This is a genomic window from Pseudomonas sp. PMCC200344 (assembly GCF_030053095.1).
Taxonomy (GTDB): domain Bacteria; phylum Pseudomonadota; class Gammaproteobacteria; order Pseudomonadales; family Pseudomonadaceae; genus Aquipseudomonas; species Aquipseudomonas svalbardensis.
The window spans coordinates 5,310,949-5,337,946 of record NZ_CP125618.1 but is presented as its reverse complement, the minus strand read 5'-3'; the positions used below and the strand labels follow the sequence as shown (position 1 = coordinate 5,337,946).

The following is a 26,998-nucleotide window of genomic DNA, read 5'->3' as shown; positions in this document are numbered from 1 at the left end:
CTATTGATAGCGGCTTTAACCACATCACCGTACTGCTTGACGAAGCCGTGGAGGCTCTCGCCGTACGTCCTGATGGCTGCTATCTGGACGGTACGTTCGGGCGCGGCGGACACAGCAGGTTGATCCTCAGCCAGCTCGGTCCCGAGGGTCGGGTGCTCGGATTCGATAAAGATCCTCAAGCGATTGCCACCGGGCAAACGCTAGCGGCCGAAGACGGCCGCTTTGTCGTTGTACAGCGCAGCTTTGCCGAGCTCGGTTCGGAAGTTGCCGAACGTGGTCTGGACGGCAAGGTCAGCGGCGTTTTGCTCGACCTCGGCGTGTCCTCGCCGCAGCTCGACGACCCTGAGCGCGGCTTCAGTTTCCTCAATGATGGCCCGCTGGACATGCGCATGGATCCGTCCCGCGGGATCAGCGCTGCCGAATTCGTCAACACCGCCCCGGTGGAAGAAATCGCCCGAGTGTTCAAGCAATACGGCGAAGAACGTTTCTCCGGCCGCATGGCCCGTGCCGTGGCCGAGCGTCGCGACATCAAGCCGTTCGAGCGCACTGCCGATCTGGCTGAAGTCCTGAAAGTCGCCAACCCGGCCTGGGAAAAGGGCAAAAACCCGGCGACCCGTGCGTTCCAGGGCTTGCGTATTCACGTCAACAACGAACTGGGTGATCTGGAAGCCGGCCTCGAAGCCGCGCTGGAATGCCTGGAAGTCGGCGGCCGTCTGGTGGTCATCAGCTTCCACTCGCTGGAAGACCGCATCGTCAAACTGTTCATGCGCAAGCTGGTGAAAGGCGAAGCCGACAACCTGCCGCGCAACCTGCCAGTACGTCACGTCGCCTTCGAACCAATAATCAAAATCCATGGCAAAGCGCAGTCCGCCTCCGAAGCCGAACTCAAAGCCAACCCACGTTCCCGTAGCGCCGTCATGCGCGTCGCGGAGAAGCTGCGGTGAGCAAGCTTTTCGCCAAGCCACTTCCCGGCGGAAGCTTTTTCATGTTTCTGCTGTTTATTGGCGTGCTCGTGTCGGCCATCGGCGTTTCCTACAGCGCCCACTGGAACCGTCAACTGCTGAACTCGCTGTACAACGAGTTGAGCGTGCGCGACAAGGCGCAAGCGGAGTGGGGCCGTTTGATTCTCGAACAGAGCACCTGGACCGCCCACAGCCGTATCGAAGTCCTGGCGACCGAGCAACTGAAGATGCGCATTCCTGGCGCAGCTGAAGTGCAGATGGTGGCGCCATGATGAAACTCGAGGGCGCACTCTTTCCATGGCGGTTCCGCCTGGTGCTGGGTTTGCTCGGCGTCATGGTCGCGGCGATTGCCTGGCGCATTATCGATCTGCAAGTAGTCGACCGTGCCTTTCTTAAAGGTCAGGGCGACGCGCGCAGTGTTCGTCATATTCCGATTCCGGCTCACCGTGGTCTGATCACCGACCGTAACGGCGAGCCTTTGGCCGTGAGTACCCCAGTCACCACCCTTTGGGCCAATGCCAAGGAAATGCAAACGGCCAAAGAAAAGTGGCCTGCACTGGCGGCTGCCTTGGGGCAGGACCCGAAAGCCCTGGCCGAACGTCTCGAGGCCCAGGCCAACAAAGAATTCATTTATCTGGTGCGCGGGCTGACCCCCGAACAGGGCCAGTCCGTGCTCGATCTGAAAGTGCCGGGCGTTTATGGCATCGAAGAATTCCGGCGTTTCTACCCGGCCGGTGAAGTCACTGCCCATATGGTTGGTTTTACCGACATCGATGACCACGGTCGTGAAGGCGTCGAGCTGGCCTACGACGAATGGCTGGCCGGGGTCCCCGGCAAGCGACAGGTGATCAAGGATCGGCGCGGTCGACTTATCAAAGATGTTCAGGTGACCAAAAACGCCAAGGCCGGTAAGCCCTTGGCGTTGTCCATTGACCTGCGTCTGCAATATTTGGCCAACCGCGAACTGCGTAACGCGATCATCGAGAACGGCGCCAAGGCCGGCAGCCTGGTGATCATGGACGTGAAGACCGGCGAGATCCTCGCCATGGTCAACCAGCCGACCTACAACCCGAACAACCGTCGCAACCTGCAACCGGCGATGATGCGTAACCGCGCGATGATCGACGTGTTCGAACCGGGTTCGACCATGAAAGCGATTTCCATGAGCGCCGCGATTGAAACCGGGCGCTGGAAGCCAACCGATACCGTTGAGGTGTACCCGGGCACCTTGCAGATTGGTAAATACACCATCAAGGACGTATCCAAGAGTGAAGGTCCGGTACTCGACCTAACTGGCATTCTGATCAACTCCAGTAACGTCGGCATGAGTAAGGTCGCCTTCGATATCGGCGGCGAAACGATTTTCCGTCTGGCGCAAAAAGTCGGCCTCGGCCAGGACACGGGCCTGGGCTTCCCGGGCGAGCGCGTCGGCAACCTGCCGAACTACCGCGAATGGCGCAAGGCTGAAACCGCCACGCTGTCTTACGGCTACGGTATCTCGGTGACCGCGATCCAGTTGGTCCACGCTTTCTCGGCCCTGGCCAACAATGGTCGCCTCGCGCCGCTGACCCTGATCAAATCCGACAAGGCGCCGCAAACCACACAGGTATTGCCGGAAGCTGTCGCGAAAACCATGCAAACCATGCTGCAACAAGTGATCGAAGCCCCGCGCGGTGTATTCCGTGCGCAAGTGCCGGCGTATCACGTGGGCGGCAAGTCAGGTACCGCGCGTAAAACGTCGGTCGGCACCAAAGGCTACGCCGAGAATTCCTACCGCTCGCTGTTCGCCGGCTTCGGCCCGATGAGCGATCCGCGTTACGCCATTGTGGTGGTGATCGATGAACCGACCAAAGCCGGTTACTACGGTGGTCTGGTATCGGCGCCCGTGTTCAGCAAAGTGATGTCCGGGACCTTGCGCCTGATGAACATCACCCCGGACAACCTGCCACCTACTCAACAAGCGAACGCAGCACCGGTCGTTCCGCTGAAAGCCAATGGAGGGCGAGGCTGATGTCTCTGAGTCTGAACAAGATTTTTGCCCACGCCGGCCGCGATCTGTTGATCCGCGAACTGACCCTGGACAGCCGCAACGTGCGGGCTGGCGATCTGTTTCTCGCCGTCCCTGGCGGCAAACTCGACGGTCGCGCGCACATCGCCGACGCCCTGCAACGCGGCGCTGCCGCTGTGGCGTATGAAGTCGAAGGCGCGACTGTATTGCCGATTACCGATGTGCCGCTGATTCCGGTCAAAGGCCTGGCGGCGCAGTTGTCGGACATTGCCGGGCGTTTTTACGGTGACCCTAGTCGTCACCTGAACCTGATCGGTGTGACCGGCACCAACGGCAAAACCAGCGTGACGCAGTTGGTTGCGCAAGCATTGGATTTGCTCGGCCAGCACTGCGGCATCGTCGGCACGTTGGGCACCGGTTTTTACGGGGCACTCGAAAGCGGCTTGCACACCACGCCGAACCCGATCGCCGTGCAGGCGACCCTCGCCGACCTGAAAAAGGCCGGCGCCAAAGCCGTAGCCATGGAAGTTTCTTCCCACGGTCTGGATCAGGGCCGCGTGACCGCACTGGCGTTCGATGTGGCGGTGATGACCAACCTGTCCCGCGATCACCTGGATTACCACGGCACCATGCAAGCCTACGGCGAAGCCAAGGCCAAGCTGTTCGCCTGGAATGATTTGAAGTGCCGGGTGGTTAACCTTGACGACGAATTCGGCCGCCAACTGGCAGCCGATAAACGCGAGTCGCGCCTGATCACCTACAGCCTGGAAGATGCCAGCGCCTACCTGTATTGCCGTGAAGCACAGTTCGATGACGAAGGCGTGCGCGCCACGCTGGTCACGCCGCAGGGCGAGCATCATCTGCGCAGCACTTTGCTCGGTCGCTTCAACCTGAGCAACGTGCTGGCTGCGGTCGGCGCCTTGCTGGGGCTGGACTACGCGCTGGACGAAATCCTCAACGTGCTGCCGAAACTCGAAGGCCCGGCCGGACGCATGCAGCGCCTCGGCGGCGGTACTCAGCCGCTGGTGGTGGTCGATTACGCCCACACGCCGGATGCGCTGGAAAAAGTCTTGATGGCCCTGCGTCCTCACGCCAAAGGCCGTTTGCTGTGCCTGTTCGGTTGCGGTGGTGATCGCGATCGCGGCAAACGCCCGCTCATGGCTGAAGTGGTCGAGCGTCTGGCTGACGGCGTGCTGGTGACCGATGACAACCCGCGCACTGAAGACCCTGCAGTGATCTTCGACGACATCCGCGCCGGTTTTACCGCTGTGGATAAAGTCACCTTCGTCGCTGGCCGTGGCCAGGCGATTGCCCAATTGATCGCCAGCGCTTCGGCGGATGACGTGATTGTCCTGGCCGGTAAAGGTCACGAGGACTATCAGGAAGTCAACGGCCAGCGTCACGCGTTCTCCGATCTGGTCGAGGCCGATCACGCCTTGACCGCGTGGGAGGTGGTCCATGCTTAAAGCCTTGAAACTGAGCGAACTGACCGGCGCGCTGAATGCCCGCTTGGTCACTGCCGATGCCAGCTTCGACGGCGTCAGCATCGACAGCCGCGCGATCAAACCAGGCCAGCTCTTTATTGCCCTGACCGGCCCGCGTTTTGATGGTCATGACTATCTCAATGACGTCGCCGCAAAAGGTGCCGTAGCGGCGCTGGTCGAGCGTGAAGTCGCCGACAGCACACTGCCGCAATTGCTGGTGAAAGATACTCGTCAGGCGCTGGGGCAACTCGGTGCGTTGAACCGTGCGGCTTACACCCATCCTGTCGCAGCGATTACCGGTTCCAGCGGCAAGACCACGGTCAAGGAAATGCTCGCCAGCATCCTGCGCACGCGCGGTCCGGTGTTGGCGACCCGTGGCAACCTGAACAACGACCTCGGCGTTCCACTGACCCTGCTCGAACTCGTACCGGAACATACCGCTGCGGTGATCGAACTGGGTGCTTCGCGTCTCGGCGAAATTGCCTACACCGTCGGCATGACCAAACCTCATGTGGCCGTGCTCAACAACGCCGGGACCGCCCATGTTGGCGAGTTCGGCGGGCCGGAAAAAATCGTCGAAGCCAAGGGCGAGATTATCGAAGGGCTGGATGCCGATGGCGTCGCCGTTCTCAATCTTGACGACAAGGCGTTCGACATCTGGAAGACCCGCGCTGCCGGTCGCAAAGTGCTGACCTTCGCCTTGAGCAATGTCAGTGCCGATTTCTACGCCAGCGATCTGGACCGTGACGCTCGCGGTTGCCCGGCGTTCAACCTGCACACTCCTGAAGGTATGGAGCGCGTTCAACTGAACCTGCTCGGCACCCATAACGTCGCCAATGCCATGGCCGCCGCCGCCGCCGCCCATGCGCTGGGCGTGTCGCTGTTCGGTATCGCCACCGGCCTCGGCGCGGTGCAGCCGGTCAAGGGTCGCACCGTCGCGCAACTGGCCAGCAATGGCATGCGCGTGATTGATGACACCTACAACGCGAACCCCACCTCCATGTGTGCCGCCGTTGATATACTCGCCGGCTTTTCCGGCCGCACCGTTCTGGTGCTCGGGGATATCGGCGAGTTGGGCGATTGGGCGGAGCAGGGGCACCGCGACGTGGGCGAGTACGCCCGTGGCAAGGTTTCCGCGCTTTACGCTGTCGGGCCAATGATGGCTCACGCCGTGAACGCTTTCGGCGAGCAGGCCTTTCACTTCAGCACTCAGGCTGAACTGATCAAGGCCCTGGGCGCCGAGCAAGACACAAACACCACCATTTTGATCAAGGGCTCGCGCAGCGCTGCGATGGAAAACATCGTCGTCGCTTTGTGCGGGACCAGCCTGGAGAAACATTAATGCTGCTGCTGCTAGCGGAGTATCTGCAACAGTTCTACAAAGGCTTCGCGGTCTTTCAGTACCTGACCCTGCGCGGGATTCTCGGTGTGCTGACCGCGTTGGTTTTGTCGCTGTGCTTTGGCCCGTGGATGATCCGCACTTTGCAGAACCGTCAGATCGGTCAATCCGTTCGTAACGACGGTCCACAATCGCACTTGTCCAAGTCGGGCACCCCGACCATGGGCGGCGCGCTGATTCTTTCGTCCATCGGCGTCAGCACGTTGCTTTGGGCTGACCTGTCCAATCGTTACGTGTGGACCGTGCTGCTGGTGACCTTGTTGTTCGGCGCGATCGGCTGGGTCGACGATTACCGCAAAGTGATCGAGAAGAACTCCCGTGGCTTGCCGAGCCGCTGGAAGTACTTCTGGCAATCGGTGTTCGGCCTGGGCGCGGCGATCTTCCTTTATATGACCGCAGCGACGCCGGTGGAAACCACCCTGATCCTGCCGATGCTCAAGGACCACAGCATTCCGCTGGGCATAGGCTTCGTCGTCCTGACCTACTTCGTGATCGTCGGCTCGAGCAACGCGGTCAACCTGACCGACGGCCTCGACGGTCTGGCGATCATGCCCACCGTAATGGTCGGCGGCGGGTTGGGGATCTTCTGCTACCTGTCGGGTAACGTGAAATTCGCTGAATACCTGCTGATTCCGTATGTGCCGGGCGCAGGTGAGTTGATTGTGTTCTGCGGCGCCTTGATCGGCGCGGGCCTCGGGTTTCTCTGGTTCAACACGTATCCGGCTCAGGTGTTCATGGGCGACGTCGGCGCACTGGCGCTGGGCGCGGCACTGGGCACCATCGCGGTGATCGTCCGTCAGGAAATCGTCCTGTTCATCATGGGCGGCGTGTTCGTGATGGAGACCCTGTCAGTCGTCATTCAGGTCGCTTCCTTTAAGCTCACCGGTCGCCGTGTGTTCCGCATGGCACCGATTCACCACCACTTTGAACTCAAGGGCTGGCCCGAGCCGCGCGTGATCGTCCGCTTCTGGATCATCACCGTGATTCTCGTGCTGGTTGGCCTTGCCACCCTGAAGCTGAGGTAGAACGAGTGTCTCTGATCGCTTCTGACCACTTCCGCATCGTTGTCGGCCTCGGCAAGAGCGGCATGTCCCTGGTTCGCTTCCTCGCGAACCGGGGCACGTCGTTTGCTGTCGCCGACACGCGGGAAAATCCACCGGAACTGGCCACGCTCAAGCGTGACTATCCGCACGTGGAAGTGCGTTGTGGCGAGCTGGACGTCGAATTCCTGTGCCGCGCCGACGAGCTCTACGTGAGCCCCGGCCTGGCCCTGGCGACCCCGGCCCTGCAGGCTGCCGCCGCCCGTGGCGTGAAATTGTCCGGTGACATCGAGCTGTTCGCGCGTAACGCGAAGGCGCCGATCGTTGCCATCAGCGGTTCCAACGCAAAAAGCACCGTCACCACACTGGTCGGCGAAATGGCTGCGGCGGCCGGCAAGCGCGTCGCCGTCGGTGGCAACCTCGGTACGCCGGCGCTGGACCTGCTCAGCGACGACGTCGAGCTGTACGTGATGGAACTGTCGAGCTTCCAGCTCGAAACCACCGATCAGCTCAACGCCGAAGTGGCGACCGTGCTCAACGTCAGCGAAGACCACATGGACCGCTACAGCGGTCTGCCGGCCTATCACCTGGCCAAGCACCGGATCTTCCGGGGAGCCAAACAGTTTGTGGTCAACCGTCAGGATGCCCTGAGCCGTCCGCTGATGGGCGAAGGTCAGCCGTGCTGGACTTTCGGCTTGAGCAAACCTGATTTCAAGGCATTCGGTATTCGCGAAGAAGACGGCGAGAAGTACCTGGCCTTCGAATTCCAGAACCTGATGCCGGTGCGCGAGTTGAAAATTCGCGGCGCCCACAACCAGTCCAATGCCTTGGCGGCATTGGCGCTGGGGCACGCGGTCGGCTTGCCGTTCGACGCCATGCTCTCGAGCCTGCGTACCTTTGCCGGGCTTGAGCATCGCTGCCAGTGGGTCCGTGACCTGAATGGCGTGAGCTACTACAACGATTCCAAAGCCACCAACGTCGGCGCCGCACTGGCTGCCATCGAAGGCCTGGGCGCGGACATCGACGGCAAGCTCGTGCTGATCGCCGGTGGCGACGGCAAGGGTGCCGAGTTCAAGGACCTGCGTGATCCGGTGGCGGCTAACTGCCGCGCCGTGGTGCTGATGGGTCGCGACTCCGAGCTGATCGCTCAGGCCATCGGCGATGCCGTGCCACTGATTCGCGTTAACTCGCTGATCGAAGCGGTCGAGCAATGCCGCGCCATCGCAGAGACGGGCGACGCCGTGTTGTTGTCGCCGGCCTGCGCCAGTTTCGACATGTTCAAGAATTACGAAGACCGTGGTCACCAGTTCGTCCGCGCAGTGGAGGATCTGGCATGAGCCTGATGAACATCATCAAGCCGTATCCGTCGCCGATCATCACCGGGCGCGGCATCGACCTCGACTTCCCGATGCTCGCCGGCTGCCTGGCATTGATCGGCCTCGGGCTGGTCATGATTGCATCGGCCTCGACCGAAGTGGCGGCTGTGCAGTCGGGCAGCGCCCTGTATTACATGATTCGCCACCTTATCTACATCGTGCTGGGCCTGGGTGCCTGCATCGTCACCATGATGATTCCGATCGCCACTTGGCAACGCCTGGGCTGGCTGATGCTGATTGGTGCGTTCGGTTTGCTGGTGATGGTGATCATCCCGGGGATCGGCCGTGAAGTGAACGGTTCGATGCGCTGGATCGGCTTCAGTTTCTTCAACGTTCAGCCTTCCGAGATCGCCAAGGTGTTCGTGGTGATCTACCTCGCCGGTTACCTGGTGCGTCGTCAGAAGGAAGTGCGTGAAAGTTGGATGGGCTTCTTCAAGCCGTTCATCGTTCTGCTGCCAATGGCGGGTCTGTTGCTGATGGAACCGGACTTCGGCGCCACCGTCGTGATGATGGGGGCTGCTGCTGCGATGCTGTTCCTTGGCGGGGTCGGGCTGTTCCGTTTTTCCTTGATGGTTGTCCTGGCGGTCGCGGCGGTGGTGTTGTTGATTCAAGTGCAGCCGTATCGAATGGCGCGCCTGACCAACTTTGCGGATCCGTGGGCCGACCAGTTCGGTGCTGGCTATCAGTTGTCTCAAGCGTTGATCGCTTTTGGTCGCGGCGAATGGCTGGGCGTTGGCCTGGGCAACAGCGTGCAGAAACAGTTCTACCTGCCGGAAGCCCACACCGACTTCGTGTTCTCGGTCCTGGCCGAAGAGTTGGGTGCTGTGGGTTCTTTGTGCACGGTGGCGCTGTTCGTCTTTGTCTGTATTCGTGGCATGTACATCGGTTATTGGGCCGAGAAGGCCAAGCAATTTTTCGCCGCCTACATCGCGTACGGCTTGTCGTTCCTGTGGATTGGTCAGTTCCTGATCAACATCGGGGTGAACGTCGGGTTGTTGCCAACCAAAGGTCTGACCCTGCCGTTCCTCAGTTATGGCGGCAGTTCGTTGGTGATCTGCTGTGCCTGTCTCGGCTTGTTGCTGCGCATTGAATGGGAAAGTCGAACCCACTTGGGCAGCGAAGAGATGGAGTTCCATGAGAGCGACTTCGCCGAGGAGCCGACCCATGGGCGCTAACGTATTGATCATGGCCGGCGGCACCGGTGGCCACGTGTTCCCGGCGCTGGCCTGTGCTCGCGAATTCCAGGCCCGTGGTTACACCGTGCATTGGCTCGGGACCCCGCGCGGCATTGAGAACGATCTGGTTCCAGTGGCCGGCATCGAACTGCATCGAATCAATGCCAGCGGTCTGCGCGGCAAGGGCAAATTGTCCCTGCTCAAGGCGCCGTTCATGTTGCTCAAATCCATCTGGCAGGCGCGGGCGATCATTCGTCAGCTGCGGCCGGTGTGTGTCGTCGGCTTTGGTGGTTATGTGACCGGTCCTGGTGGCGTTGCAGCCAAACTGGCCGGCGTGCCGGTGATCGTTCATGAGCAGAACGCCGTGGCCGGTACCGCCAATCGGTTGCTGGTGCCGTTGGCCGCCCGAGTCTGTGAAGCGTTCCCCGACACCTTTACCCTGTCGGGCAGCCGTCGGACCACCGGTAACCCGGTGCGCACCGAGCTGTTCCTCGAAACACCGCGACAGGCGCTGGCCGGTCGCAAGGCGCGTTTGCTGATCCTGGGTGGAAGCCTGGGCGCAGAACCGTTGAACAAGTTGCTGCCTGAAGCCCTGTCGCAAGTCGCCCCCGACCTGCGCCCGGAAGTGTTTCATCAGGCCGGCAAAAACCACGATGAAGTGACTGCAGAGCGCTATCGCGCGGCTGGCGTCGAGGCGCAAGTGCAGCCTTTCATCAAAGACATGGCCCAAGCCTATGGCTGGGCCGACCTGGTGGTGTGCCGTGCAGGCGCGCTGACCATCAGTGAACTGGCTGCCGCCGGTCTGCCCTCGATGCTGGTGCCTTTGCCCCATGCGATCGACGATCACCAGACCCGCAACGCCGATTATTTGGCCCGTGAAGGCGCTGCCTTCCTGATGCCGCAAAGAACGACTGGCGCAGCGGATCTTGCCGCACGCCTGACAGAGGTCTTGATGCAACCACAACGACTGACCGACATGGCCACCGCGGCACGCCGCCTGGCCAAACCCGATGCAACCCGTAACGTGGTCGATACCTGCCTGGAGGTGGCCCATGGTTGAGAATCAGAAAGCCATGCCGCAACCGGAAATGCGCCGCATCCGTCGCATCCACTTCGTCGGAATCGGCGGCGTGGGCATGTGCGGTATCGCCGAAGTGTTGTTGAACCTGGGCTATGAAGTGTCCGGTTCCGACCTGAAAGCTTCGCCGGTGACAGAGCGTCTCGAGTCCTTCGGCGCCCAGATCTTTATCGGCCACCGCGCCGAGAACGCCGCGAACGCCGATGTGCTGGTTACCTCCAGTGCCGTGAACACGTCCAACCCGGAAGTCGCCACCGCCCTGGAACGCCGCATTCCGGTGGTGCCTCGCGCTGAAATGCTGGCTGAGCTGATGCGCTACCGCCACGGCATCGCCGTCGCCGGTACCCATGGCAAAACCACCACCACCAGCCTGATCGCTTCGGTGTTTGCCGCCGGTGGCCTGGACCCGACATTCGTGATCGGTGGCCGTCTGAATGCCGCGGGCACTAATGCTCAACTTGGCACCAGCCGTTACCTGATCGCTGAAGCTGACGAAAGCGACGCCAGCTTCCTGCACTTGCAGCCGCTGGTGGCCGTGGTCACCAACATCGACGCCGACCACATGGCGACCTACGACGGTGACTTCAATAAACTGAAGAAAACCTTCGTCGAATTCCTGCACAACCTGCCGTTCTACGGTCTGGCGGTGGTGTGCCTGGACGATCCGGTGGTGCGTGAAATCCTGCCGCAGGTGAAACGTCCGACGGTCACTTACGGCTTCGGCGACGACTGCGATGTACGCGCAATCAATGTGCGCCAGCAGGGCATGCAGACCTTCTTCACCGTGCTGCGTCCTGATCGCGATCCGCTGGATGTCTCGGTGAACATGCCGGGCAACCACAACGTGTTGAACGCACTGGCAACCATCTGCATCGCCACCGACGAGGGCGTCAGCGATGAAGCCATCGTCCAGGGCCTGTCCGGGTTCCAGGGTGTCGGCCGACGCTTCCAGGTCTACGGCGAACTGCCGGTAGAAGGTGGCAGCGTGATGCTGGTCGACGACTACGGTCACCACCCGACCGAAGTCGCCGCGGTCATCAAAGCCGTGCGCGGTGGCTGGCCGGAACGCCGTCTGGTGATGGTCTACCAGCCGCACCGTTACAGCCGGACCCGCGACCTGTACGACGATTTCGTCAATGTATTGGCCGACGCCAACGTCCTGCTGCTGATGGAAGTCTACCCGGCCGGTGAAGAACCGATCCCTGGCGCGGACAGCCGCAAGCTGTGCAACAGCATTCGTCAGCGCGGTCAACTCGACCCGATCTACATCGAGCGCGGTGTTGACCTCGCGCCCATCGTCAAGCCGCTGCTGCGTGCCGGCGACATTCTGTTGTGCCAAGGCGCCGGTGACATCGGTGGTCTCGCGCCGAAACTGTTGAAAAGTCCGTTGTTCGCAGGCGCCGTTGCTGCGCCGAGTGTGGGGAAGTTGAAATGACTGCTGCTTACGCCAACCTCGTCTCCACCATTGCGCCGAAAGACTTCGGCCGCGTCGCCGTGCTTTTCGGCGGCAAGAGTGCCGAGCGTGAGGTTTCTCTCAAGTCGGGTAACGCGGTTCTCGACGCGCTGCTAAGCGCCGGTGTGGACGCGTTTGGTCTCGACGTGGGCGATGATCTTTTGCAGCGTCTGCTGAACGAAAAAATCGATCGCGCCTTCATCATTCTCCACGGTCGTGGCGGTGAAGACGGCAGCATGCAGGGCCTGCTGGAATGCCTGGGTATTCCGTACACCGGCAGCGGCATTCTGGCCTCGGCACTGGCCATGGACAAGCTGCGGACCAAACAGGTCTGGCACAGCCTCGGTATTCCGACGCCACGCCATGCCGTACTGAGCTCCGAGGCCGATTGTATTTCGGCGGCGACGGAACTGGGCTTCCCTTTGATCGTCAAACCGGCCCATGAAGGTTCAAGTATCGGGATGGCCAAAGTGACCTCCGCGTCGGAGTTGATCGACGCGTGGAAAGCGGCCAGTACCTACGATTCGCAAGTGTTGGTCGAGCAATGGATTCAAGGTCCGGAGTTCACCATCGCCACCCTGCGTGACCAGGTGTTGCCACCGATCGCCCTGGGCACGACGCACAGTTTCTACGACTACGACGCCAAGTACGTGGCTTCCGATACTCAGTACCGGATTCCGTGTGGCCTGGACAGCAGCAAAGAAAAAGAACTGATGGACCTCACGGCGAAAGCCTGTGAGGCGCTGGGTATCGCCGGTTGGGGCAGGGCTGACGTGATGCAGGACGCCGACGGGCAGTTCTGGTTCCTGGAAGTCAACACCGCACCGGGCATGACCGATCACAGTCTGGTGCCGATGGCGGCTCGTGCTGCCGGTCTGGATTTCCAGCAACTGGTTCTGGCGATTTTGGCCGCCAGCATTGCCGGCAATAACGAGCCGCGAGGTTAAGACCATGCAAGGCGCACAGCTGAGACATCAGCCCTCCGCACCACCCGGCCGCAAGCCGGTGCCGCGGGGTGCCAGCCGAATGGTGGCCAAAGAGCCGATGTCTGCGCGCCTGCCGAAAGCCAATTTTGGTTTTCTGAAATCCTTGTTCTGGCCGGTGCTGTTGGTCGCACTGGGTTTCGGCACTTACGAAGGCGCGCAGCGTTTGTTGCCGTACGCCGACCGGCCGATCACCAAGATCAACGTGCAGGGCGACTTGAGTTACATCAGCCAGCAAGCGGTGCAGCAGCGGATCGCTCCATACGTGGCGTCGAGCTTCTTCACCATCGACCTGGCGAGCATGCGCACCGAGCTTGAAACGATGCCGTGGATTGCCCACGCCGAAGTGCGTCGGGTGTGGCCGGATCAAGTGGTGATCCGCCTGGAAGAACAACTGCCGGTGGCCCGTTGGGGCGATGAATCGCTGTTGAACAACCAGGGGCAGGCGTTCACCCCGCGAGAGCTGGCGAACTACGAACACTTGCCACAGCTGTTCGGCCCACAACGGGCCCAACAGCAAGTGATGCAGCAATACCAGGTGCTGAGCCAGATGCTCAGGCCGTTGGGCTTCTCGATTGCACGCCTGGAATTGCGTGATCGAGGCAGCTGGTTCCTGACCACCGGCGCCGGCAGCGCAGGCCCGGGAATCGAACTGTTGCTGGGACGCGGCAACCTGCTGGAAAAGATGCGCCGCTTCATTGCCATCTATGACAAGACGCTTAAAGAACAGATTACGAACATTGCGCGCATCGATCTGCGCTACGCCAACGGCCTCGCTGTTGGCTGGCGGGAACCTGTAGCGCCCACGACAGCCCAACCCGCTGTCGCGAAGAATTAAGAAGAGGCAGGACCCATGGCAAACGTGCAAAGCGGCAAAATGATCGTCGGTCTCGATATCGGCACCTCCAAGGTGGTGGCGCTGGTCGGCGAGGTCTCGGACGACGGCACGCTGGAAATCGTCGGGATCGGTACCCATCCGTCTCGTGGCCTGAAAAAAGGCGTGGTGGTGAACATTGAGTCCACCGTGCAATCGATCCAGCGCGCGATCGAAGAGGCGCAGCTGATGGCTGGTTGCCGCATTCACTCGGCGTTCGTCGGCGTGGCTGGCAATCATATCCGCAGCCTGAACTCTCACGGCATCGTGGCGATTCGTGATCGCGAAGTCAGCTCCGCCGACCTCGAGCGCGTTCTCGACGCCGCCCAGGCCGTGGCAATCCCGGCTGACCAGCGCGTGCTGCACACCCTGCCGCAGGATTACGTGATCGATAACCAGGAAGGTGTTCGTGAGCCTCTGGGCATGTCGGGCGTACGTCTGGAAGCCAAGGTTCACGTAGTCACCTGCGCCGTCAACGCCGCACAGAACATTGAAAAATGCGTGCGTCGCTGCGGCCTGGAAATCGACGACATCATTCTCGAGCAACTGGCTTCGGCCTACTCGGTTCTGACCGACGACGAGAAAGAACTGGGCGTGTGCCTGGTGGACATTGGTGGCGGCACCACCGACATTGCGATTTTCACCGAAGGCGCGATCCGTCACACCGCGGTCATCCCGATTGCGGGCGATCAGGTGACCAACGACATCGCCATGGCGTTGCGCACTCCGACCCAGTACGCCGAAGAAATCAAGATTCGCTACGCCTGCGCCCTGGCCAAACTGGCCGGTGCCGGTGAAACCATCAAGGTTCCAAGCGTCGGCGACCGTCCACCGCGCGAGCTGTCCCGTCAGGCCCTGGCCGAAGTGGTCGAGCCGCGTTACGACGAGCTGTTCACGCTGATCCAGGCCGAGCTGCGTCGCAGTGGCTACGAAGACCTGATCCCGGCCGGCATCGTGCTGACCGGTGGTACGTCGAAGATGGAAGGCGCAGTCGAACTGGCCGAAGAAATCTTCCACATGCCGGTCCGCCTGGGCGTGCCGCATGGCGTCAAGGGCCTGGACGATGTGGTCCGCAACCCGATTTATTCCACCGGCGTTGGCCTGTTGATGTACGGCCTGCAGAAGCAGTCCGACGGGATTTCGTTCTCGGGCATCAGCAGCCGCGACAGCTACAGCAATGAAGAACCGAAAGTCGCCTTGCTCGATCGCTTCAAGAGCTGGGTACAAGGCAACTTCTAAAGATTTACCGCAGCACCGTTGTAGATACAGGCAGTAGGCGAAAAAACTAGAGAAATGAAAGGAGAGGGAAAATGTTCGAACTCGTAGACAACATCCCCGCAAGCCCGGTAATTAAAGTTATCGGTGTTGGCGGAGGCGGCGGCAACGCCGTCAACCACATGGTCAAGAGCAACATTGAAGGCGTTGAATTCATCTGCGCCAACACTGATGCCCAGGCGCTGAAATCCATCGGCGCGCGGACCATCCTGCAACTGGGCACCGGCGTGACCAAAGGTCTCGGCGCTGGCGCCAACCCTGAAGTAGGTCGTCAGGCCGCTCTCGAAGATCGTGAGCGCATTGCCGAAGTCCTGCAGGGCACCAATATGGTGTTCATCACCACTGGCATGGGCGGTGGTACCGGTACCGGTGCTGCGCCGATCATTGCCGAAGTGGCCAAGGAAATGGGGATTCTCACCGTTGCGGTGGTGACTCGTCCGTTCCCGTTCGAAGGCCGCAAGCGCATGCAGATCGCCGATGAAGGCATCCGTCTGCTGTCTGAAAGCGTCGACTCGTTGATCACCATTCCCAACGAGAAGCTGCTGACCATCCTTGGCAAGGACGCGAGCCTGCTGTCCGCATTCGCCAAGGCCGACGATGTACTGGCCGGTGCCGTTCGCGGTATCTCCGACATCATCAAGCGTCCGGGCATGATCAACGTCGACTTTGCCGACGTACGGACCGTGATGAGCGAAATGGGCATGGCGATGATGGGCACTGGCTGCGCCAGCGGTCCGAACCGTGCACGTGAGGCCACCGAAGCGGCCATTCGCAACCCGTTGCTGGAAGACGTGAACCTGCAAGGTGCACGCGGCATCCTGGTGAACATCACCGCCGGTCCTGACCTGTCTCTGGGTGAGTACTCCGACGTGGGTAGCATCATCGAAGCCTTTGCTTCCGAACACGCAATGGTCAAGGTCGGTACCGTTATCGATCCGGACATGCGCGACGAGCTGCACGTGACCGTGGTTGCTACTGGTCTGGGCGCGAAAATCGAGAAGCCTGTAAAGGTCATCGACAACACCATGCACACGTCCGTGGCATCGCAACCGCAACAGCAAGCGCCTTCGCGTCAGGAAGCGCCTGCGGTAAACTACCGTGACCTGGACCGTCCGACCGTCATGCGCAACCAGGCTCAAGCCGGTGCTGCGACTGCCGCGAAGATGAATCCGCAAGATGATCTGGACTACCTGGACATTCCGGCTTTCCTGCGTCGTCAGGCCGATTAATGGAATGTATCAGGGCTATGAAGGTGATTGGTGTTCAGCAAAGGTCTGGTCTGCTATCATCGCCAGCCTTTGTTGATACCAGTTCGCAATTTGCGCTGAAGCGGCCCAAGCCATGATTAAACAACGCACACTGAAAAATATTATCCGTGCTACAGGTGTAGGCCTGCACTCCGGGGAGAAGGTATACCTGACCCTCAAGCCCGCACCTATCGACACCGGCATTGTGTTTGTTCGTGCCGATCTCGACCCTGTGGTGCAGATTCCTGCCCGCGCGGAAAACGTTGGTGAAACCACGATGTCGACCACATTGGTCAGTGGTGACACCAAAGTGGATACGGTGGAGCACTTGCTCTCGGCCATGGCTGGCCTGGGCATCGATAACGCCTACGTCGAGCTCTCCGCGTCTGAAGTTCCGATCATGGATGGTAGCGCTGGACCTTTCGTATTCCTGATCCAATCGGCCGGCCTGGAAGAACAGGACGCTGCCAAGAAGTTCATCCGGATCCTGCGGGAAGTGACAGTGGAAGACGGCGACAAGCGCGCCACTTTCGTCCCTTTCGAAGGTTTCAAAGTGAGCTTCGAGATCGATTTCGATCACCCGGTTTTCCGTGACCGCACACAAAGTGCAAGCGTGGATTTTTCCAGCACTTCGTTTGTAAAAGAAGTCAGCCGCGCCCGTACCTTTGGTTTCATGAGTGATATCGAGTACCTGCGCAAGCACAACCTCGCACTCGGCGGCAGCGTTGAAAACGCTATTGTGGTCGACGCGGATGGTGTACTGAACGAAGATGGCCTTCGCTATGAAGACGAATTCGTGAAGCACAAGATCCTCGATGCAATTGGTGACCTCTACCTGCTGGGCAATAGCCTGATTGGTGAGTTCAAGGGCTTCAAGTCCGGACATGCATTGAACAACCAGCTGCTGCGCAAGTTGATTGAGCAGACAGATGCTTGGGAAGTCGTGACTTTCGATGACGCCAGCACTGCACCGATCTCTTACATGCGTCCAGTTGCGGCCGTGTAAGTAAAAAACCTCTCTAGTTTTTTAAAGGCTGCCTTCGGGTGGCCTTTTTTTATACCTGATCGGTCCCACGCAGAGCGTGGAAACGATCAAATCCTCAGTCAGCAGCAACCACCCGGTTACGCCCACGTTCCTTGGCCTGATACAACGCCTTGTCCGCTGCGAACAGCAGTTGTTCCAAGCTGATCTCGGCAGCTGTGGTCCAGGTACTGATACCGATACTGACAGTAATCGGCGACTCGGCACCTGCCACCAGCGGTAATTGCTCGACTGTCGCTCGGATGTGTTCGGCAATCTGTTGCGCACCCTGGCTGTCGGTTTCCGCGAGAATCACCGAAAACTCTTCGCCGCCGTAACGGGCGACCAGATCCGCTGGTCGCCTCACATTGTCGGAGATCACCTTGGCCACCGAGCGCAACGCATCATCGCCACCCTGATGACCATGACGATCGTTGAAGGCCTTGAAGTGGTCGGCATCAATCATCAGCAGCGACAATGGCTGGCCGGAACGTTGAGCGCGGAACCACTCATGACGCAGGACCTGATCCAGCGTTCGGCGGTTGGCTAGGCCGGTCAAGGCATCGGTGGCGGCCAGTTGCGCCAGTTCCTGTTCGGCGTTGTGGCGCAGGCGCAGTTCCCGGCTGAGCAGCCAAGTCAGCCAGAGCAAGCTGATGCACAGCGCAATAGTCGCAACGCTAACCACCACCGCCGTGCGCTTCCACGAGGCAAACACTTCATCACTGGACAGTGCAACGATGACGATCAACGGCAAGTTGCCTACCTTGGAGAACGTGTACAGGCGTTTGTCCTTATAGCGGCTTGAAACACCGGTGAAGCTGCCGTTGCCTTCTTTGACGATGCGCTGGAAGTTGGGGCGGCTGCTGAAGTCCTTGCCAATCAGCTCTTCGGCCAGGCGGGGTTCCTGAGCCAGAAGAATCCCGTCCGAGCTGATCAGGTTGACCGAGCTGTCACGACCGATGCTCAAGCTGTTGAACAGCTGATCGAAATAACTCAAGCGCATGGCGGCTTCGGCCACGCCAAGAAATTCACCCTGTGAGCCGCTGATCCGGCGACTGAAGCTGATTCGCCATTCATGTTCAGCCTGCCTGGACCGGAAGGGACGGCTGATGAGCATGCTCGGATCACGATTGTTTACGTGCGACTGGAAGTATTCGCGGTCAGCAAAATTGCCCTTTCTGGGCTCTACCGAGGCCGAGTCGGCGATCACGTCGCCCTTGTTGTCCAGCAACAAAATGTCGCCCTTGTACGGCGCGGCAGTGGCACGGTCAAACAAGGCCAGATGGCGGATGGCAGGGGAAACGCTCTTGAGGTCTTCACGCTGCGAGGCTGCGATCAAGCCGAGCAAGGACAGGTCATAGAGTTCGACGTTGCGTAACACGTCTGCGTCGATCAATTGCACGATATTGGTTGCTGCGCGAGTGGCAGACTGTTCAGCATCGGCGCGTTCGCGAATGAGCAGGAACGCCACGATGCTTAGTATCGCAATCACCAGCAGCAAACTGCCAAGAACCAGAAGCCGCTCCGATCGCGTCGACCGGATCGGATGGTGAGATGTTGCACTGCTCACACTCATGGTTCTGACTTCTGCTAATGAGGCGTTATGAAAGTGTTTTGCAAGACTCAGGCAGAATCCCAGAAACCGTTTGCGTTCGGAGCGCCTGTATAAATCCCGGATAAAAAAAAGGCCAGCAAAACATGCTGGCCTTTTACTTATTGAAGCTTAGAAGACATTGAGCGGGTAGTCGACGATCACCCGGTATTCGTCGCTGTCCTGATCCAGCGCGCCGTAGCCGTTGCCGCCACGGTTGGTCGCCCATTGAAGGCGCAGCGCCAGGTTTTTGGCCTTGCCGCCCTGAACCACATACTTGAGATCAATGTCGCGTTCCCAGTGCTTGGCGTTTTTGCCATCAGCGCTGTACCACGAGGCATAACCGGGGCTGTCCGGATCGACCTTGGTCAGGTCCAGTTCACCTCGGGAGTAAGAGACCGCCGAGGTCAGGCCGGGCAGGCCGAGCCCGACAAAGTCGTAGGCGTACTTGAGTTTCCAGGAGCGTTCGTTCGGGCCGTTGAAGTCCGAATACTGCTGGGAATTGTCGAGATAGACGCTGTCGCCCTGGCTGATGTAGTCGAACGGCGTGTCGCCGTTGACCCGCTGATACGCGGCGGTGACGCTGTGATTGCCCACGCCGACGGTGAAGCAGGCTGTACGTGTTGTTGTCGATGTTACCCAGCAGCGCATTGCCGGTGTCTTGCGTGTGATAGGCGTGCAGACCCGGGTTGAGGCTGACCAGATCATTCAGCGCGTAGGTGTAGTCCAGATCGTAGTAATACTGGTTCCAGATGTCCTTGAGCTCGGAAGCATAAAGACTGCTGGTCAACCCCGGCAGACCGCTCCAGGCGACACCGGCCCAGTTCAGGTGCCGGCTTTCGTCACCGTCGGCCAGGCTGCCGTAGGACGTGCCGATTCGGGTGTGTCCGCTCTGGTTGTAAGGCTTGGTGAAACTTGCCTGGCCACCTTCAATCATCCAGCCGTCGAAACTGTGGTTGGTCAGGCTGACGCCGCGAAAGGTCTGGGGCAACATGCGGGTTTCGCCGCCGGCGATCACCGGGTTGGTGAGAAACAAGTCACCGGCCTTCAGTTCGGTATCGAAGGCACGCACTTTCAGCGTAACGCCCGCCGTCGAGAAAGAGCCCGGCGCTTTACCGTTGCCATCGCTGACCGGCAGGATGCTCGAATTATCAGTGCCGCCACCGCCGTCGAGCTTGAGCCCGAGCATGGCGTGGGCATCAACGCCGAAACCGACGGTGCCTTGGGTGTAGCCCGATTCGAAGAGGCCTAGGAAACCCTGGCCCCATTCAATGTTGTCGTCCGTCTGCTGCAGGCGGTTGCGGTTCATGTAGTAGTTACGGGCGTTGAGGTTGAGGCTCGAGCCTTCAACGAAACCTTCGGCGTTTGAGTCGTCTGCGGCGTGAGCAGCAGGAACCACCGTTGCAGCGATTGCAATGAATAACGGGCTGAATCTAAGAGGGAAACGCACTAGCAGTAAAGCTCCTTGGGTCAACTAAGAGCCTCATTGTTTTGAGACTCAGGATGTTTCTTGTTAGGGAAGACGAACTGACGCTGTTTAAAACCACAACGAAAAAAAGCCGCTGATAGCAGCGGCTTTGTCTACAACTTTTCAAAGGGAAGAGCCGATGAAAAGTGTCGAGGGAACAGAGTGATACTTGGCAATCAGCTGTCTTTCTCAATCCGTGACTGGGCTTGAGTGGTCGACGCTTGAGGGGTTTGCGCAGCTTCCTGAGCCTTGGCCGTCATTTCGCTCTGATTCTGTTTGAATGCAGCAGCGCGTGCGGAATTTTGCGCGACGAACGTCTGCGACTCTTCAGCCATGGCGAACGGAGACAGAAACAAAGAGGACAAAACGAAAGCGCTGGCAATACCCATAGTGTTGGACATCTTTAAAACCTTCTTGCTTGGCAAGTGCTGTTTGGTGCGGCAAAGATAAGGGGGATTGGAGAGGGGAAAAAGAGCGGATTCATGAAAGGACTGTTGCGTGGGAGGTAAGAGTTGTGCAGCACCTGTGCCGACGTAAGTAGCGTTCAGTCAGGTTGACCGCGTTATCGTTCTTCGCTTGGACCGTAGGAGCGAGCGATGCGGCGACCCGACTTGCCCGCGAAGGCGTCAGGCCGTCAATACAAAACCCGACGGACTCGCTTGCGGCTTGAAGCTTGCTGCTTCCGACACAGGTATACTGCCGCCTTTCGCGGCTCGCTGACCGGGCCCGACTCTATGGCATCACCCGGAGCTTTCATGACTTCCCCGACACAACCGCCGGTTGCCGACGCTTTGAGCGACGACCAGGCAGACCTGCCAGACAGCGTCGACTCCAGCGCAGACAGCGAAACCAAAGCCGAGATCCCTGCGTTCAAATTCCCGTTCAAGCCGGGCGACCTGGCTGCCGCAAAGAACGCCAGCCAGCCTTGGTACAAGAACGGCGCCAAGAACGGCCATACCAAGACCCCGGGCGCAGCGCCACCCGGCACTCGTCGCTCAATGGGTAAACGCTGACTGTCAGGCGTTTTGTTGACCGGTAATTGTTCCTCCTGTCATTGAGATTATTCCCACAAGGATGAGCGATTCGCCCTCTGGGAAAGTCGGCGGCCACTCGTCAAAGATTCATACCCCTGAATTTTTGATGAAGGCCGCCAAAATGTCTCTTGTAAAAACCCTCTCTCTACTGTCGCTGGTGGTCCTGACCACTGGCTGCATGTCGTCTGCGCCCGATCCGCAGATCCGTTTCGGTGTCGAAGCCCTGGTTCCACCGTTCGAGAGTCGTAACGACAAGGGTGAGCTGGTCGGATTGAATATCGAGTTGGGCGATGCACTGTGTGCCGAACTCAAATCCCGCTGTGTCTGGGTTGATCAGGATTACGCGACCAACATTCACGCCCTCGAATCCAACCTTTTCGACGTGATCATGCCGATGACGGCAACATCGGCGCGTCGAGAGCGGGTCGATTTCACCGATAATCTTTACCCCCTGAGTAGCCGTCTGGTGGCGCGCAAAGGGGCGAATCTTCAACCGGATGTGCAATCGCTCAAGGGCAAGCGTGTCGGCGTCCTGACAGGCACCAGCCGCGAAGCGTTCGCCAAGTCCCGTTGGGCCCCGGCCGGAGTGACGATTCGCAGTTTCGCTCTCAACAATCAACTGGTCGACAGCCTGCTGGTGGGTGATATCGATGCAACCCTGCAAGACTCCATTGAAATTACCCAAGCGTTATTAAGCCTGCCCCAAGGGCAAGCTTTCGAGTTTGCCGGTGCCCCTCTCAAGGACCCCATGCTGGGCAGTGGCGTGGCCATGGCTGTGCGAAAAACCGACACCCTGCTGCGCGATAACTTGAATGCGGCGCTTGAGCGTCTTAAGCAAAATGGCCAGTACCAGGCGATTACCCAGCGTTATTTGCCACCCGCAGCACCAGACTCACCACGCTACTTTCCGAATGAGGAAGGTCTGCCATTCTCCGATGCGGTGCAGGTCGGCGAGACCCTTTACTTTTCCGGGGTGATCGGCCTCGGGGCTGATGGTGAACTGGTGAAGGGCGGCATCGGCCCGCAGACGACCCAGGCCATGGAGAACTTGCGTACCGCGCTGCAACGCAACGGTTCGTCCCTGGCTCAAGTGGCCAAATGCACGGTCATCCTTGCCGACATAAGGGATTTTTCCGCCATGAGTGCTGTGTATCGCAGTTTCTTTCCGGCGGATCGTTTGCCCGCACGTACGACGTTTGCTGGCAAGTTGGTCGAGAACGCGCGGGTAGAAGTGGAATGTCTGGCGGTGACGGCCAGCTAACCCTCTTGACGACGAATCACTGCGCAACGGGATTGCGCAGTGGTTCCGAAGTCTTGCGTCTTAGGCTGCCCGCAACGAAATGAACGCGTAATTCTCGGGAGCATCAGTCGCCACGTGCGCCCCGGCCGCCTGCACTTGCCCGGCGATGTCCTCGCCCGACACATGAAACAACCAGTCAGCGCCTGACCCGGCCACAGGCTGCGTCGCAACTTGGTCGATGACCCTCGCAAACGCCGTCATGTCTGGCAGATAAGCAGTAAAGCCATCGCCCTTCAGTGCTGTAGTCCGAATCCCCAACAACGCGCAAATCGCATCCTTGGTCCGAATGTCATCGCGATCCGCCTGACGGGAGCGCTGGATTAATCCCACCAGTTCCTGATCCACCAATTCACCACCCACAATCAGATCCGGTCCCTTTTCCCACGACTCGGGAGGACATTCCTTCACGGCAATGTTCAGGGGGATGTGTGGATTGATTTCCATCGGGTAGATGCGGCACACCAGCGGCCGGCGTTCGTAGATGCGGCAGAGGTTGTCTTCGTCAAGATTCCGGCAAGGACCGACGTTGTAGGCGGCAAAGGTAATGGCTATGTGCGCCTCGGATGCGCCGCTTCGAACCCTCACCGAACGGCGTTCGGCGTGTTCGCGTTGCTGCACTGGCAGGCCCAGGCCATTGTCCAGGAAACCTTCCACCAGCACGATCACCTGACCGCCATCGGCCGCCCACATTCGGGCTTCGGGCAGGGTCAGGGGCACGTGGTGGTCATTGCAGCATTTGCCACAGCCTACGCAGGAAAACGTCGTATTCATTGAACGGCCAGTCGCATAAAAGGACATGAAACGGCGACAGAATGCCGCCGCAAAGGCCGCTATCGAAGCAAGTTATGCGCCAGTCACTGCGCCTTGGTGGTGGGGCGGATGGAGTCCCATTCGGTGACGTAAGCGGTTTTGCTTTTCTTGTTGTAGAGACACAGTTCGGTGCCTTGCTGGCCTTTCATGTGTTTTTGCGGGTATTGGCCTTGCAACAGCAGTGCGGTGTAGCCAACCCGGTCATCGAACTGCGCGGCGTTGCCGACGGGTTTGGCATTCTTCAAGCCGCTGGCCTTGGTGCAACTGGCGAGCACCGCTTTGTCGTAGGCGGCCCAGGCGTCGGGGCTGGAGGCATGGGCCTGGGTAGCGAGGGCGGCGAGACAGAGGAGGGTAAGGGTCGAGGCTTTCATGTGCTGGCATCCTTGGGCGGGTATTGACCAAGGTCTGAGTATGTCAGGCCGGAACCGGTTCCCGGCGGATCACACGCATTCCGGCGTTTTCATACAAACGCTGCGCCCGAAGGTTGTCTTCCAGCACCTTCAAATCCACAAAACCTTCGTGTCGTTGCTGAAATATCTTGAAAGCATGTAGCAGCAACGCGCGTCCTAATCCTTGCCCTTGAGCCCGTGGATGCACCACCAGGTTTTTGATATAGGCGCTGGTCCAGCACTGGCAGACGCCGACGATACCTTCGGTATCCAGAGCAATAAAGCACAGACTCGGATCATATTCAGGATCGGTTTCAAAACGCTGTTGCCAGACGTCGAGTGCCGGCACGCGACCGCCACCTTGCTGATAGCCCAGTTCCATTAAACGATGAACGGCTTCAGCCAGAACGGGGCGGTAGTCGCTGAGGACGATTCCCTGAGGCCAAGTGATCGCAGGCACAACGTCAGCGAGGTTGCGCCGCATCAAAAAGCAGAAGTCCTTGCTCAAGCCTCAATGACCTTGTTCAGCGACAGCCTTGGCTGCTTCGATCAGGCACTTGGTCAGTTCTGGCGACGAGAACTTGGTCAGCACCGCGTTCGCGCCGGCAAGACGGGCCTTTTCGCTATTCATCGCGCTGTCCAAAGAGGTGTGCAGCAGCACATAGAGGTGCGAGAAGTCCGGGGTTTCGCGCAGGGTTCGGGTAAATGCGTAACCGTCCATCTCCGACATTTCGATGTCCGAGACGATCAGGTTGATCTGCTGGGCCGTGCCTTGCAGGTCCAGCAGGCAGTCGATCGCTTCCTTGGCACTGCGGGCGGTGTGGCATTGCAGACCGAGGTTGCGCAGGGTGTGCACCGATTGCTGCAGCGCCACCTGGCTGTCATCGACCACCAGAATCCGTGCGTTGCCGAGTACTTCGGCGTCTTCCATGCTCAGTTCGGTCGGGGCCGTTTCGATCTGCGCGGGGGCGATGCCATGAATCACTTTTTCGATGTCCAGCACCTGTACCAACGTGCCGTCGACCGAGGTCACGCCAGTAATGTACGAGCGCACGCCGCCAGAGCCAAAGGGCGGCGGACGGATGTCGGTGGTCAGGCAGTGGACGATCTTGCTCACGGCTTGAACGTGCAAACCCTGCTTGGAGCGGCTGACATCGGTGACGATCAGGCAGCCACCGTTCGGGTCTTCCAGCGGTCGTTCGCCGATGGCACGGCTGAGGTCGATCACCGACAACGAGGCACCGCGCAGGGTGGCGATGCCTTTGACGTGGGGATGTGACTCCGGCAGCTTGGTCAGCGGCGGGCAGGGAATGATTTCACTGACTTTCAGCAGGTTGATCGCCATCAGCTTGCCGCTGCGCAAGGTAAACAGCAGAAGCGAAAGTGAGTCTGCGCGGGCTTTGTTTGAAGACATAAAAACCTTCTGTGGAAAAAGGTGATGGGCGACCGCGAGGATCGCCAACAGCTATCGATGCCGGGTTATCGACTTGTTGCGGGCAGGCTTTAGGGGTATTCCGTCGCCAGACCATTGAGTGCGATCCCTGTAATTGGATGGACTCGCCCAAGCCGAGGCGTCAATGCGCCACGGTGGCAGTCTAAACAGCCAACGACAGCGAGGGCGAGTCCATGAAAAAGCATACTTCGATTGATCAATTCCTGTCTTCTTCCGATTTGTCGGCCTGCACAACCGTGGCGGTCGATCTGGCCAAGCAGGTCTTTCAGGTCGCCGGTGAAGACGTCCTCGGCCAGGTGCACTACGAGCAACGGATCAAGTCGCGCGAGGCGTTTTATGAGTTTCTACGCCAGTTGCCGCCTCATGTCGTGGTTCTGATGGAGACCGGCCCGGGTGCTCAAGCCTGGGCCCGGCAGCTGCAAGACCAAGGCAATCTGGCGCGGATTCTTCCAGCCGGCTTGGTGGCCACACATCGCAGCGGGCCTAAAAATGATCGCAACGATGCGCTGGCGATCCTGCGGGCTGGTCGCGATGAAAAGATCTGCGCAGTGCCGGTCAAAAGCGTTGCGGCGCTGGCCATGCAGGCACTGCATCGCGCTCGTCAAGGTTACGTGCGTCGCCGCACCGCCGTGAGTAATCAGATGCGCGGCCTGCTGCTCGAGCATGGCGTGGCCTTGGCGCAGGGCGATGTTGCGATCAGCCAGAAAATTCCGCGGGTACTGGAAGATGCCACCCAGCCGGTGCCGGGTCTGCTGCGTGAACTGATCGACGAACTGTTGGCCGAGTGGCGCCATTTGGGCGAACGCATCAGCGTGCTGACGGGGCGCCTCGAAGTGGCCGCCAACGCCGACATGACGGCGAAGCGACTGATGACTGTGCGCGGCATCGGCCCAGTCACTGCCACGGCACTGGTGGCCAAGGAAACCAAGCCTGAGCGATTTCCCAATGCCCGCAAGTTTGCCGCGTACTTTGGCATGGTGCCTGACCAGCACAGCAGCGGGCAGACGGTCCGGCTGGGGGACATGACCAAGCGAGGCGATGTTTATTTACGCAGCCTGATGATCCAGGGAGCCCATGCGGTACTGCAACAACTACGACCTGATTCCCAGCAACCCGATGACCGCCGCTTGTTGCGCTGGATGAGCCGACTGGGCCGTAAGGAGGCTGCGGTCAGGTTAGCCAACCGCAACCTGCGAATCGTCTGGGTGCTTCTACAGAATGACCAGACTTATCGTCGCCAGGCTGGTGATGGCCGGCAAGCGACGATGAGCCACTGAGCGACAGAGTTCTGCCACCGAGGTACTAACTGTCCGGCCCTTTGCTGAAAAAAAATTGACCCCAGGTAAGACCGGCGTGGATTGATGCCTTAGCTGCTACTGGCCTTCGAGGCCTGACTGTAATCGGCATACCACGAGCTCTTCCAATTTTGGCCAGAAGCCGAAGACGGCTTCCTCGAATAGGCCTAATACATAGATGCAACGGGGCGGCGGTTTTTCAAAAGCGGGTAGACAGTGGGGGCGAGTCCATACATAGCAGCTGCCGAAGGCTGCGTCCGGCTGCGAAGCAGTCGTAAATCCC

At 59.6% G+C, this 26,998-nt stretch carries 24 protein-coding genes and 1 pseudogene; 18 read left to right on the top strand and 7 right to left on the bottom strand.

The window, feature by feature from the left end; genetic code table 11:
* The first annotated feature begins 2 nt into the window (after positions 1-2).
* From rsmH to lpxC, 15 genes are all read left to right on the top strand, one after another.
* Positions 3-944: a 16S rRNA (cytosine(1402)-N(4))-methyltransferase RsmH gene (rsmH, locus tag QFW87_RS24355; RefSeq protein ID WP_150659115.1), complete on the top strand. Its 942-nt coding sequence runs from the start codon at positions 3-5 to the stop codon at positions 942-944.
* Positions 941-1,234, top strand: a complete 294-nt coding sequence (gene ftsL / locus QFW87_RS24350) for a cell division protein FtsL (protein ID WP_033053422.1) — start codon at positions 941-943, stop codon at positions 1,232-1,234. The genes rsmH and ftsL overlap by 4 nt, the downstream gene beginning before the upstream one ends.
* Positions 1,234-2,973 (top strand): penicillin-binding protein 2, encoded by a 1,740-nt coding sequence (locus tag QFW87_RS24345; RefSeq protein ID WP_283184627.1) that lies wholly within the window; start codon positions 1,234-1,236, stop codon positions 2,971-2,973. The genes ftsL and QFW87_RS24345 overlap by 1 nt, the downstream gene beginning before the upstream one ends.
* Positions 2,973-4,436: a UDP-N-acetylmuramoyl-L-alanyl-D-glutamate--2,6-diaminopimelate ligase gene (locus QFW87_RS24340; RefSeq protein ID WP_283181606.1), complete on the top strand. Its 1,464-nt coding sequence runs from the start codon at positions 2,973-2,975 to the stop codon at positions 4,434-4,436. Before QFW87_RS24345 ends, QFW87_RS24340 begins: the two co-directional genes overlap by 1 nt.
* On the top strand, positions 4,429-5,796 hold the full coding sequence (murF, locus tag QFW87_RS24335) for a UDP-N-acetylmuramoyl-tripeptide--D-alanyl-D-alanine ligase (protein WP_283189081.1): 1,368 nt from the start codon (positions 4,429-4,431) through the stop codon (positions 5,794-5,796). The genes QFW87_RS24340 and murF overlap by 8 nt, the downstream gene beginning before the upstream one ends.
* Positions 5,796-6,878: a phospho-N-acetylmuramoyl-pentapeptide-transferase gene (gene mraY / locus QFW87_RS24330; protein ID WP_283189080.1), complete on the top strand. Its 1,083-nt coding sequence runs from the start codon at positions 5,796-5,798 to the stop codon at positions 6,876-6,878. The genes murF and mraY overlap by 1 nt, the downstream gene beginning before the upstream one ends.
* Positions 6,879-6,883: 5 nt before the next feature.
* Positions 6,884-8,230 carry a UDP-N-acetylmuramoyl-L-alanine--D-glutamate ligase gene (gene murD, locus QFW87_RS24325; RefSeq protein WP_283189079.1) on the top strand — a complete coding sequence of 449 codons (1,347 nt, stop codon included), beginning with the start codon at positions 6,884-6,886 and terminating at the stop codon, positions 8,228-8,230.
* 2 nt (positions 8,231-8,232) lie between these two features.
* Positions 8,233-9,444, top strand: coding sequence for a putative lipid II flippase FtsW (gene ftsW, locus QFW87_RS24320; RefSeq protein WP_176471587.1), 1,212 nt, complete (start codon positions 8,233-8,235; stop codon positions 9,442-9,444).
* Positions 9,434-10,504, top strand: a complete 1,071-nt coding sequence (gene murG, locus QFW87_RS24315; protein ID WP_046048250.1) for an undecaprenyldiphospho-muramoylpentapeptide beta-N-acetylglucosaminyltransferase — start codon at positions 9,434-9,436, stop codon at positions 10,502-10,504. The genes ftsW and murG overlap by 11 nt, the downstream gene beginning before the upstream one ends.
* On the top strand, positions 10,497-11,957 hold the full coding sequence (gene murC / locus QFW87_RS24310) for a UDP-N-acetylmuramate--L-alanine ligase (RefSeq protein WP_283189078.1): 1,461 nt from the start codon (positions 10,497-10,499) through the stop codon (positions 11,955-11,957). Before murG ends, murC begins: the two co-directional genes overlap by 8 nt.
* Entirely contained in the window at positions 11,954-12,922 is a 969-nt protein-coding gene (locus QFW87_RS24305) for a D-alanine--D-alanine ligase (RefSeq protein WP_201185775.1), read from the top strand. Before murC ends, QFW87_RS24305 begins: the two co-directional genes overlap by 4 nt.
* Before the next feature lie 4 nt (positions 12,923-12,926).
* The gene (locus QFW87_RS24300) at positions 12,927-13,796 is read left to right on the top strand and encodes a cell division protein FtsQ/DivIB (RefSeq protein WP_008147517.1); all 870 of its coding nucleotides are present in this window, start codon (positions 12,927-12,929) and stop codon (positions 13,794-13,796) included.
* Between the two features lie 15 nt (positions 13,797-13,811).
* Complete coding sequence (gene ftsA, locus QFW87_RS24295) at positions 13,812-15,071, top strand: cell division protein FtsA (protein WP_033061341.1); 1,260 nt, start codon at positions 13,812-13,814, stop codon at positions 15,069-15,071.
* A gap of 71 nt (positions 15,072-15,142) precedes the next feature.
* Positions 15,143-16,336, top strand: coding sequence for a cell division protein FtsZ (gene ftsZ / locus QFW87_RS24290; protein ID WP_033061342.1), 1,194 nt, complete (start codon positions 15,143-15,145; stop codon positions 16,334-16,336).
* A 112-nt stretch (positions 16,337-16,448) separates the two neighbouring features.
* Positions 16,449-17,360 (top strand): UDP-3-O-acyl-N-acetylglucosamine deacetylase, encoded by a 912-nt coding sequence (lpxC, locus tag QFW87_RS24285; RefSeq protein ID WP_283181600.1) that lies wholly within the window; start codon positions 16,449-16,451, stop codon positions 17,358-17,360.
* Positions 17,361-17,454: 94 nt separating this feature from the next.
* Here lpxC and QFW87_RS24280 read toward each other — a convergent pair whose 3' ends face one another.
* The 3 genes and pseudogenes from QFW87_RS24280 to QFW87_RS24270 all read right to left on the bottom strand — a co-directional run bounded on the left by QFW87_RS24280 (position 17,455) and on the right by QFW87_RS24270 (position 20,835).
* Positions 17,455-18,951: a sensor domain-containing diguanylate cyclase gene (locus QFW87_RS24280; protein ID WP_283189077.1), complete on the bottom strand. Its 1,497-nt coding sequence runs from the start codon at positions 18,949-18,951 to the stop codon at positions 17,455-17,457.
* A gap of 147 nt (positions 18,952-19,098) precedes the next feature.
* Positions 19,099-20,416, bottom strand: a pseudogene (locus QFW87_RS24275) (OprD family porin).
* Positions 20,417-20,610: 194 nt separating this feature from the next.
* Complete coding sequence (locus QFW87_RS24270) at positions 20,611-20,835, bottom strand: hypothetical protein (RefSeq protein WP_283181597.1); 225 nt, start codon at positions 20,833-20,835, stop codon at positions 20,611-20,613.
* Positions 20,836-21,189: 354 nt separating this feature from the next.
* Between QFW87_RS24270 and QFW87_RS24265 the strand changes: the two genes are divergently transcribed.
* A complete protein-coding gene (locus QFW87_RS24265) occupies positions 21,190-21,447 on the top strand; it encodes a hypothetical protein (RefSeq protein ID WP_008147542.1) in 258 nt (85 codons plus the stop codon).
* Between the two features lie 142 nt (positions 21,448-21,589).
* Positions 21,590-22,729 (top strand): transporter substrate-binding domain-containing protein, encoded by a 1,140-nt coding sequence (locus QFW87_RS24260; RefSeq protein ID WP_283189076.1) that lies wholly within the window; start codon positions 21,590-21,592, stop codon positions 22,727-22,729.
* A gap of 60 nt (positions 22,730-22,789) precedes the next feature.
* Here the strand turns inward: QFW87_RS24260 and QFW87_RS24255 are convergent, their stop codons facing one another.
* The 4 genes from QFW87_RS24255 to QFW87_RS24240 form a co-directional block, all read right to left on the bottom strand.
* Positions 22,790-23,539 carry a YkgJ family cysteine cluster protein gene (locus QFW87_RS24255; protein ID WP_283189075.1) on the bottom strand — a complete coding sequence of 250 codons (750 nt, stop codon included), beginning with the start codon at positions 23,537-23,539 and terminating at the stop codon, positions 22,790-22,792.
* A gap of 83 nt (positions 23,540-23,622) precedes the next feature.
* Positions 23,623-23,949 (bottom strand): hypothetical protein, encoded by a 327-nt coding sequence (locus QFW87_RS24250; RefSeq protein ID WP_283181594.1) that lies wholly within the window; start codon positions 23,947-23,949, stop codon positions 23,623-23,625.
* Positions 23,950-23,992: 43 nt separating this feature from the next.
* Positions 23,993-24,451, bottom strand: a complete 459-nt coding sequence (locus QFW87_RS24245) for a GNAT family N-acetyltransferase (RefSeq protein WP_283181593.1) — start codon at positions 24,449-24,451, stop codon at positions 23,993-23,995.
* 27 nt (positions 24,452-24,478) lie between these two features.
* Positions 24,479-25,381, bottom strand: a complete 903-nt coding sequence (locus tag QFW87_RS24240) for a chemotaxis protein (protein ID WP_008147551.1) — start codon at positions 25,379-25,381, stop codon at positions 24,479-24,481.
* 257 nt (positions 25,382-25,638) lie between these two features.
* Between QFW87_RS24240 and QFW87_RS24235 the strand changes: the two genes are divergently transcribed.
* On the top strand, positions 25,639-26,697 hold the full coding sequence (locus QFW87_RS24235) for an IS110 family transposase (protein WP_283190887.1): 1,059 nt from the start codon (positions 25,639-25,641) through the stop codon (positions 26,695-26,697).
* The last annotated feature ends 301 nt before the right edge of the window (positions 26,698-26,998 follow it).

Bases quoted from the DNA above. Each gene is read 5' to 3' on its own strand.
- QFW87_RS24250 (WP_283181594.1), bottom strand. From the start codon at position 23,949: ATGAAAGCCTCGACCCTTACCCTCCTCTGTCTCGCCGCCCTCGCTACC.
- QFW87_RS24305 (WP_201185775.1), top strand. From the start codon at position 11,954: ATGACTGCTGCTTACGCCAACCTCGTCTCCACCATTGCGCCGAAAGAC.
- lpxC (WP_283181600.1), top strand. From the start codon at position 16,449: ATGATTAAACAACGCACACTGAAAAATATTATCCGTGCTACAGGTGTA.
- murF (WP_283189081.1), top strand. From the start codon at position 4,429: ATGCTTAAAGCCTTGAAACTGAGCGAACTGACCGGCGCGCTGAATGCC.
- QFW87_RS24270 (WP_283181597.1), bottom strand. From the start codon at position 20,835: ATGTCCAACACTATGGGTATTGCCAGCGCTTTCGTTTTGTCCTCTTTG.
- QFW87_RS24280 (WP_283189077.1), bottom strand. From the start codon at position 18,951: ATGAGTGTGAGCAGTGCAACATCTCACCATCCGATCCGGTCGACGCGA.
- QFW87_RS24260 (WP_283189076.1), top strand. From the start codon at position 21,590: ATGTCTCTTGTAAAAACCCTCTCTCTACTGTCGCTGGTGGTCCTGACC.
- murG (WP_046048250.1), top strand. From the start codon at position 9,434: ATGGGCGCTAACGTATTGATCATGGCCGGCGGCACCGGTGGCCACGTG.
- QFW87_RS24340 (WP_283181606.1), top strand. From the start codon at position 2,973: ATGTCTCTGAGTCTGAACAAGATTTTTGCCCACGCCGGCCGCGATCTG.
- QFW87_RS24300 (WP_008147517.1), top strand. From the start codon at position 12,927: ATGCAAGGCGCACAGCTGAGACATCAGCCCTCCGCACCACCCGGCCGC.
- QFW87_RS24265 (WP_008147542.1), top strand. From the start codon at position 21,190: ATGACTTCCCCGACACAACCGCCGGTTGCCGACGCTTTGAGCGACGAC.
- QFW87_RS24245 (WP_283181593.1), bottom strand. From the start codon at position 24,451: ATGCGGCGCAACCTCGCTGACGTTGTGCCTGCGATCACTTGGCCTCAG.
- mraY (WP_283189080.1), top strand. From the start codon at position 5,796: ATGCTGCTGCTGCTAGCGGAGTATCTGCAACAGTTCTACAAAGGCTTC.
- ftsZ (WP_033061342.1), top strand. From the start codon at position 15,143: ATGTTCGAACTCGTAGACAACATCCCCGCAAGCCCGGTAATTAAAGTT.
- QFW87_RS24345 (WP_283184627.1), top strand. From the start codon at position 1,234: ATGAAACTCGAGGGCGCACTCTTTCCATGGCGGTTCCGCCTGGTGCTG.
- QFW87_RS24255 (WP_283189075.1), bottom strand. From the start codon at position 23,539: ATGAATACGACGTTTTCCTGCGTAGGCTGTGGCAAATGCTGCAATGAC.
- murC (WP_283189078.1), top strand. From the start codon at position 10,497: ATGGTTGAGAATCAGAAAGCCATGCCGCAACCGGAAATGCGCCGCATC.
- ftsA (WP_033061341.1), top strand. From the start codon at position 13,812: ATGGCAAACGTGCAAAGCGGCAAAATGATCGTCGGTCTCGATATCGGC.
- QFW87_RS24240 (WP_008147551.1), bottom strand. From the start codon at position 25,381: ATGTCTTCAAACAAAGCCCGCGCAGACTCACTTTCGCTTCTGCTGTTT.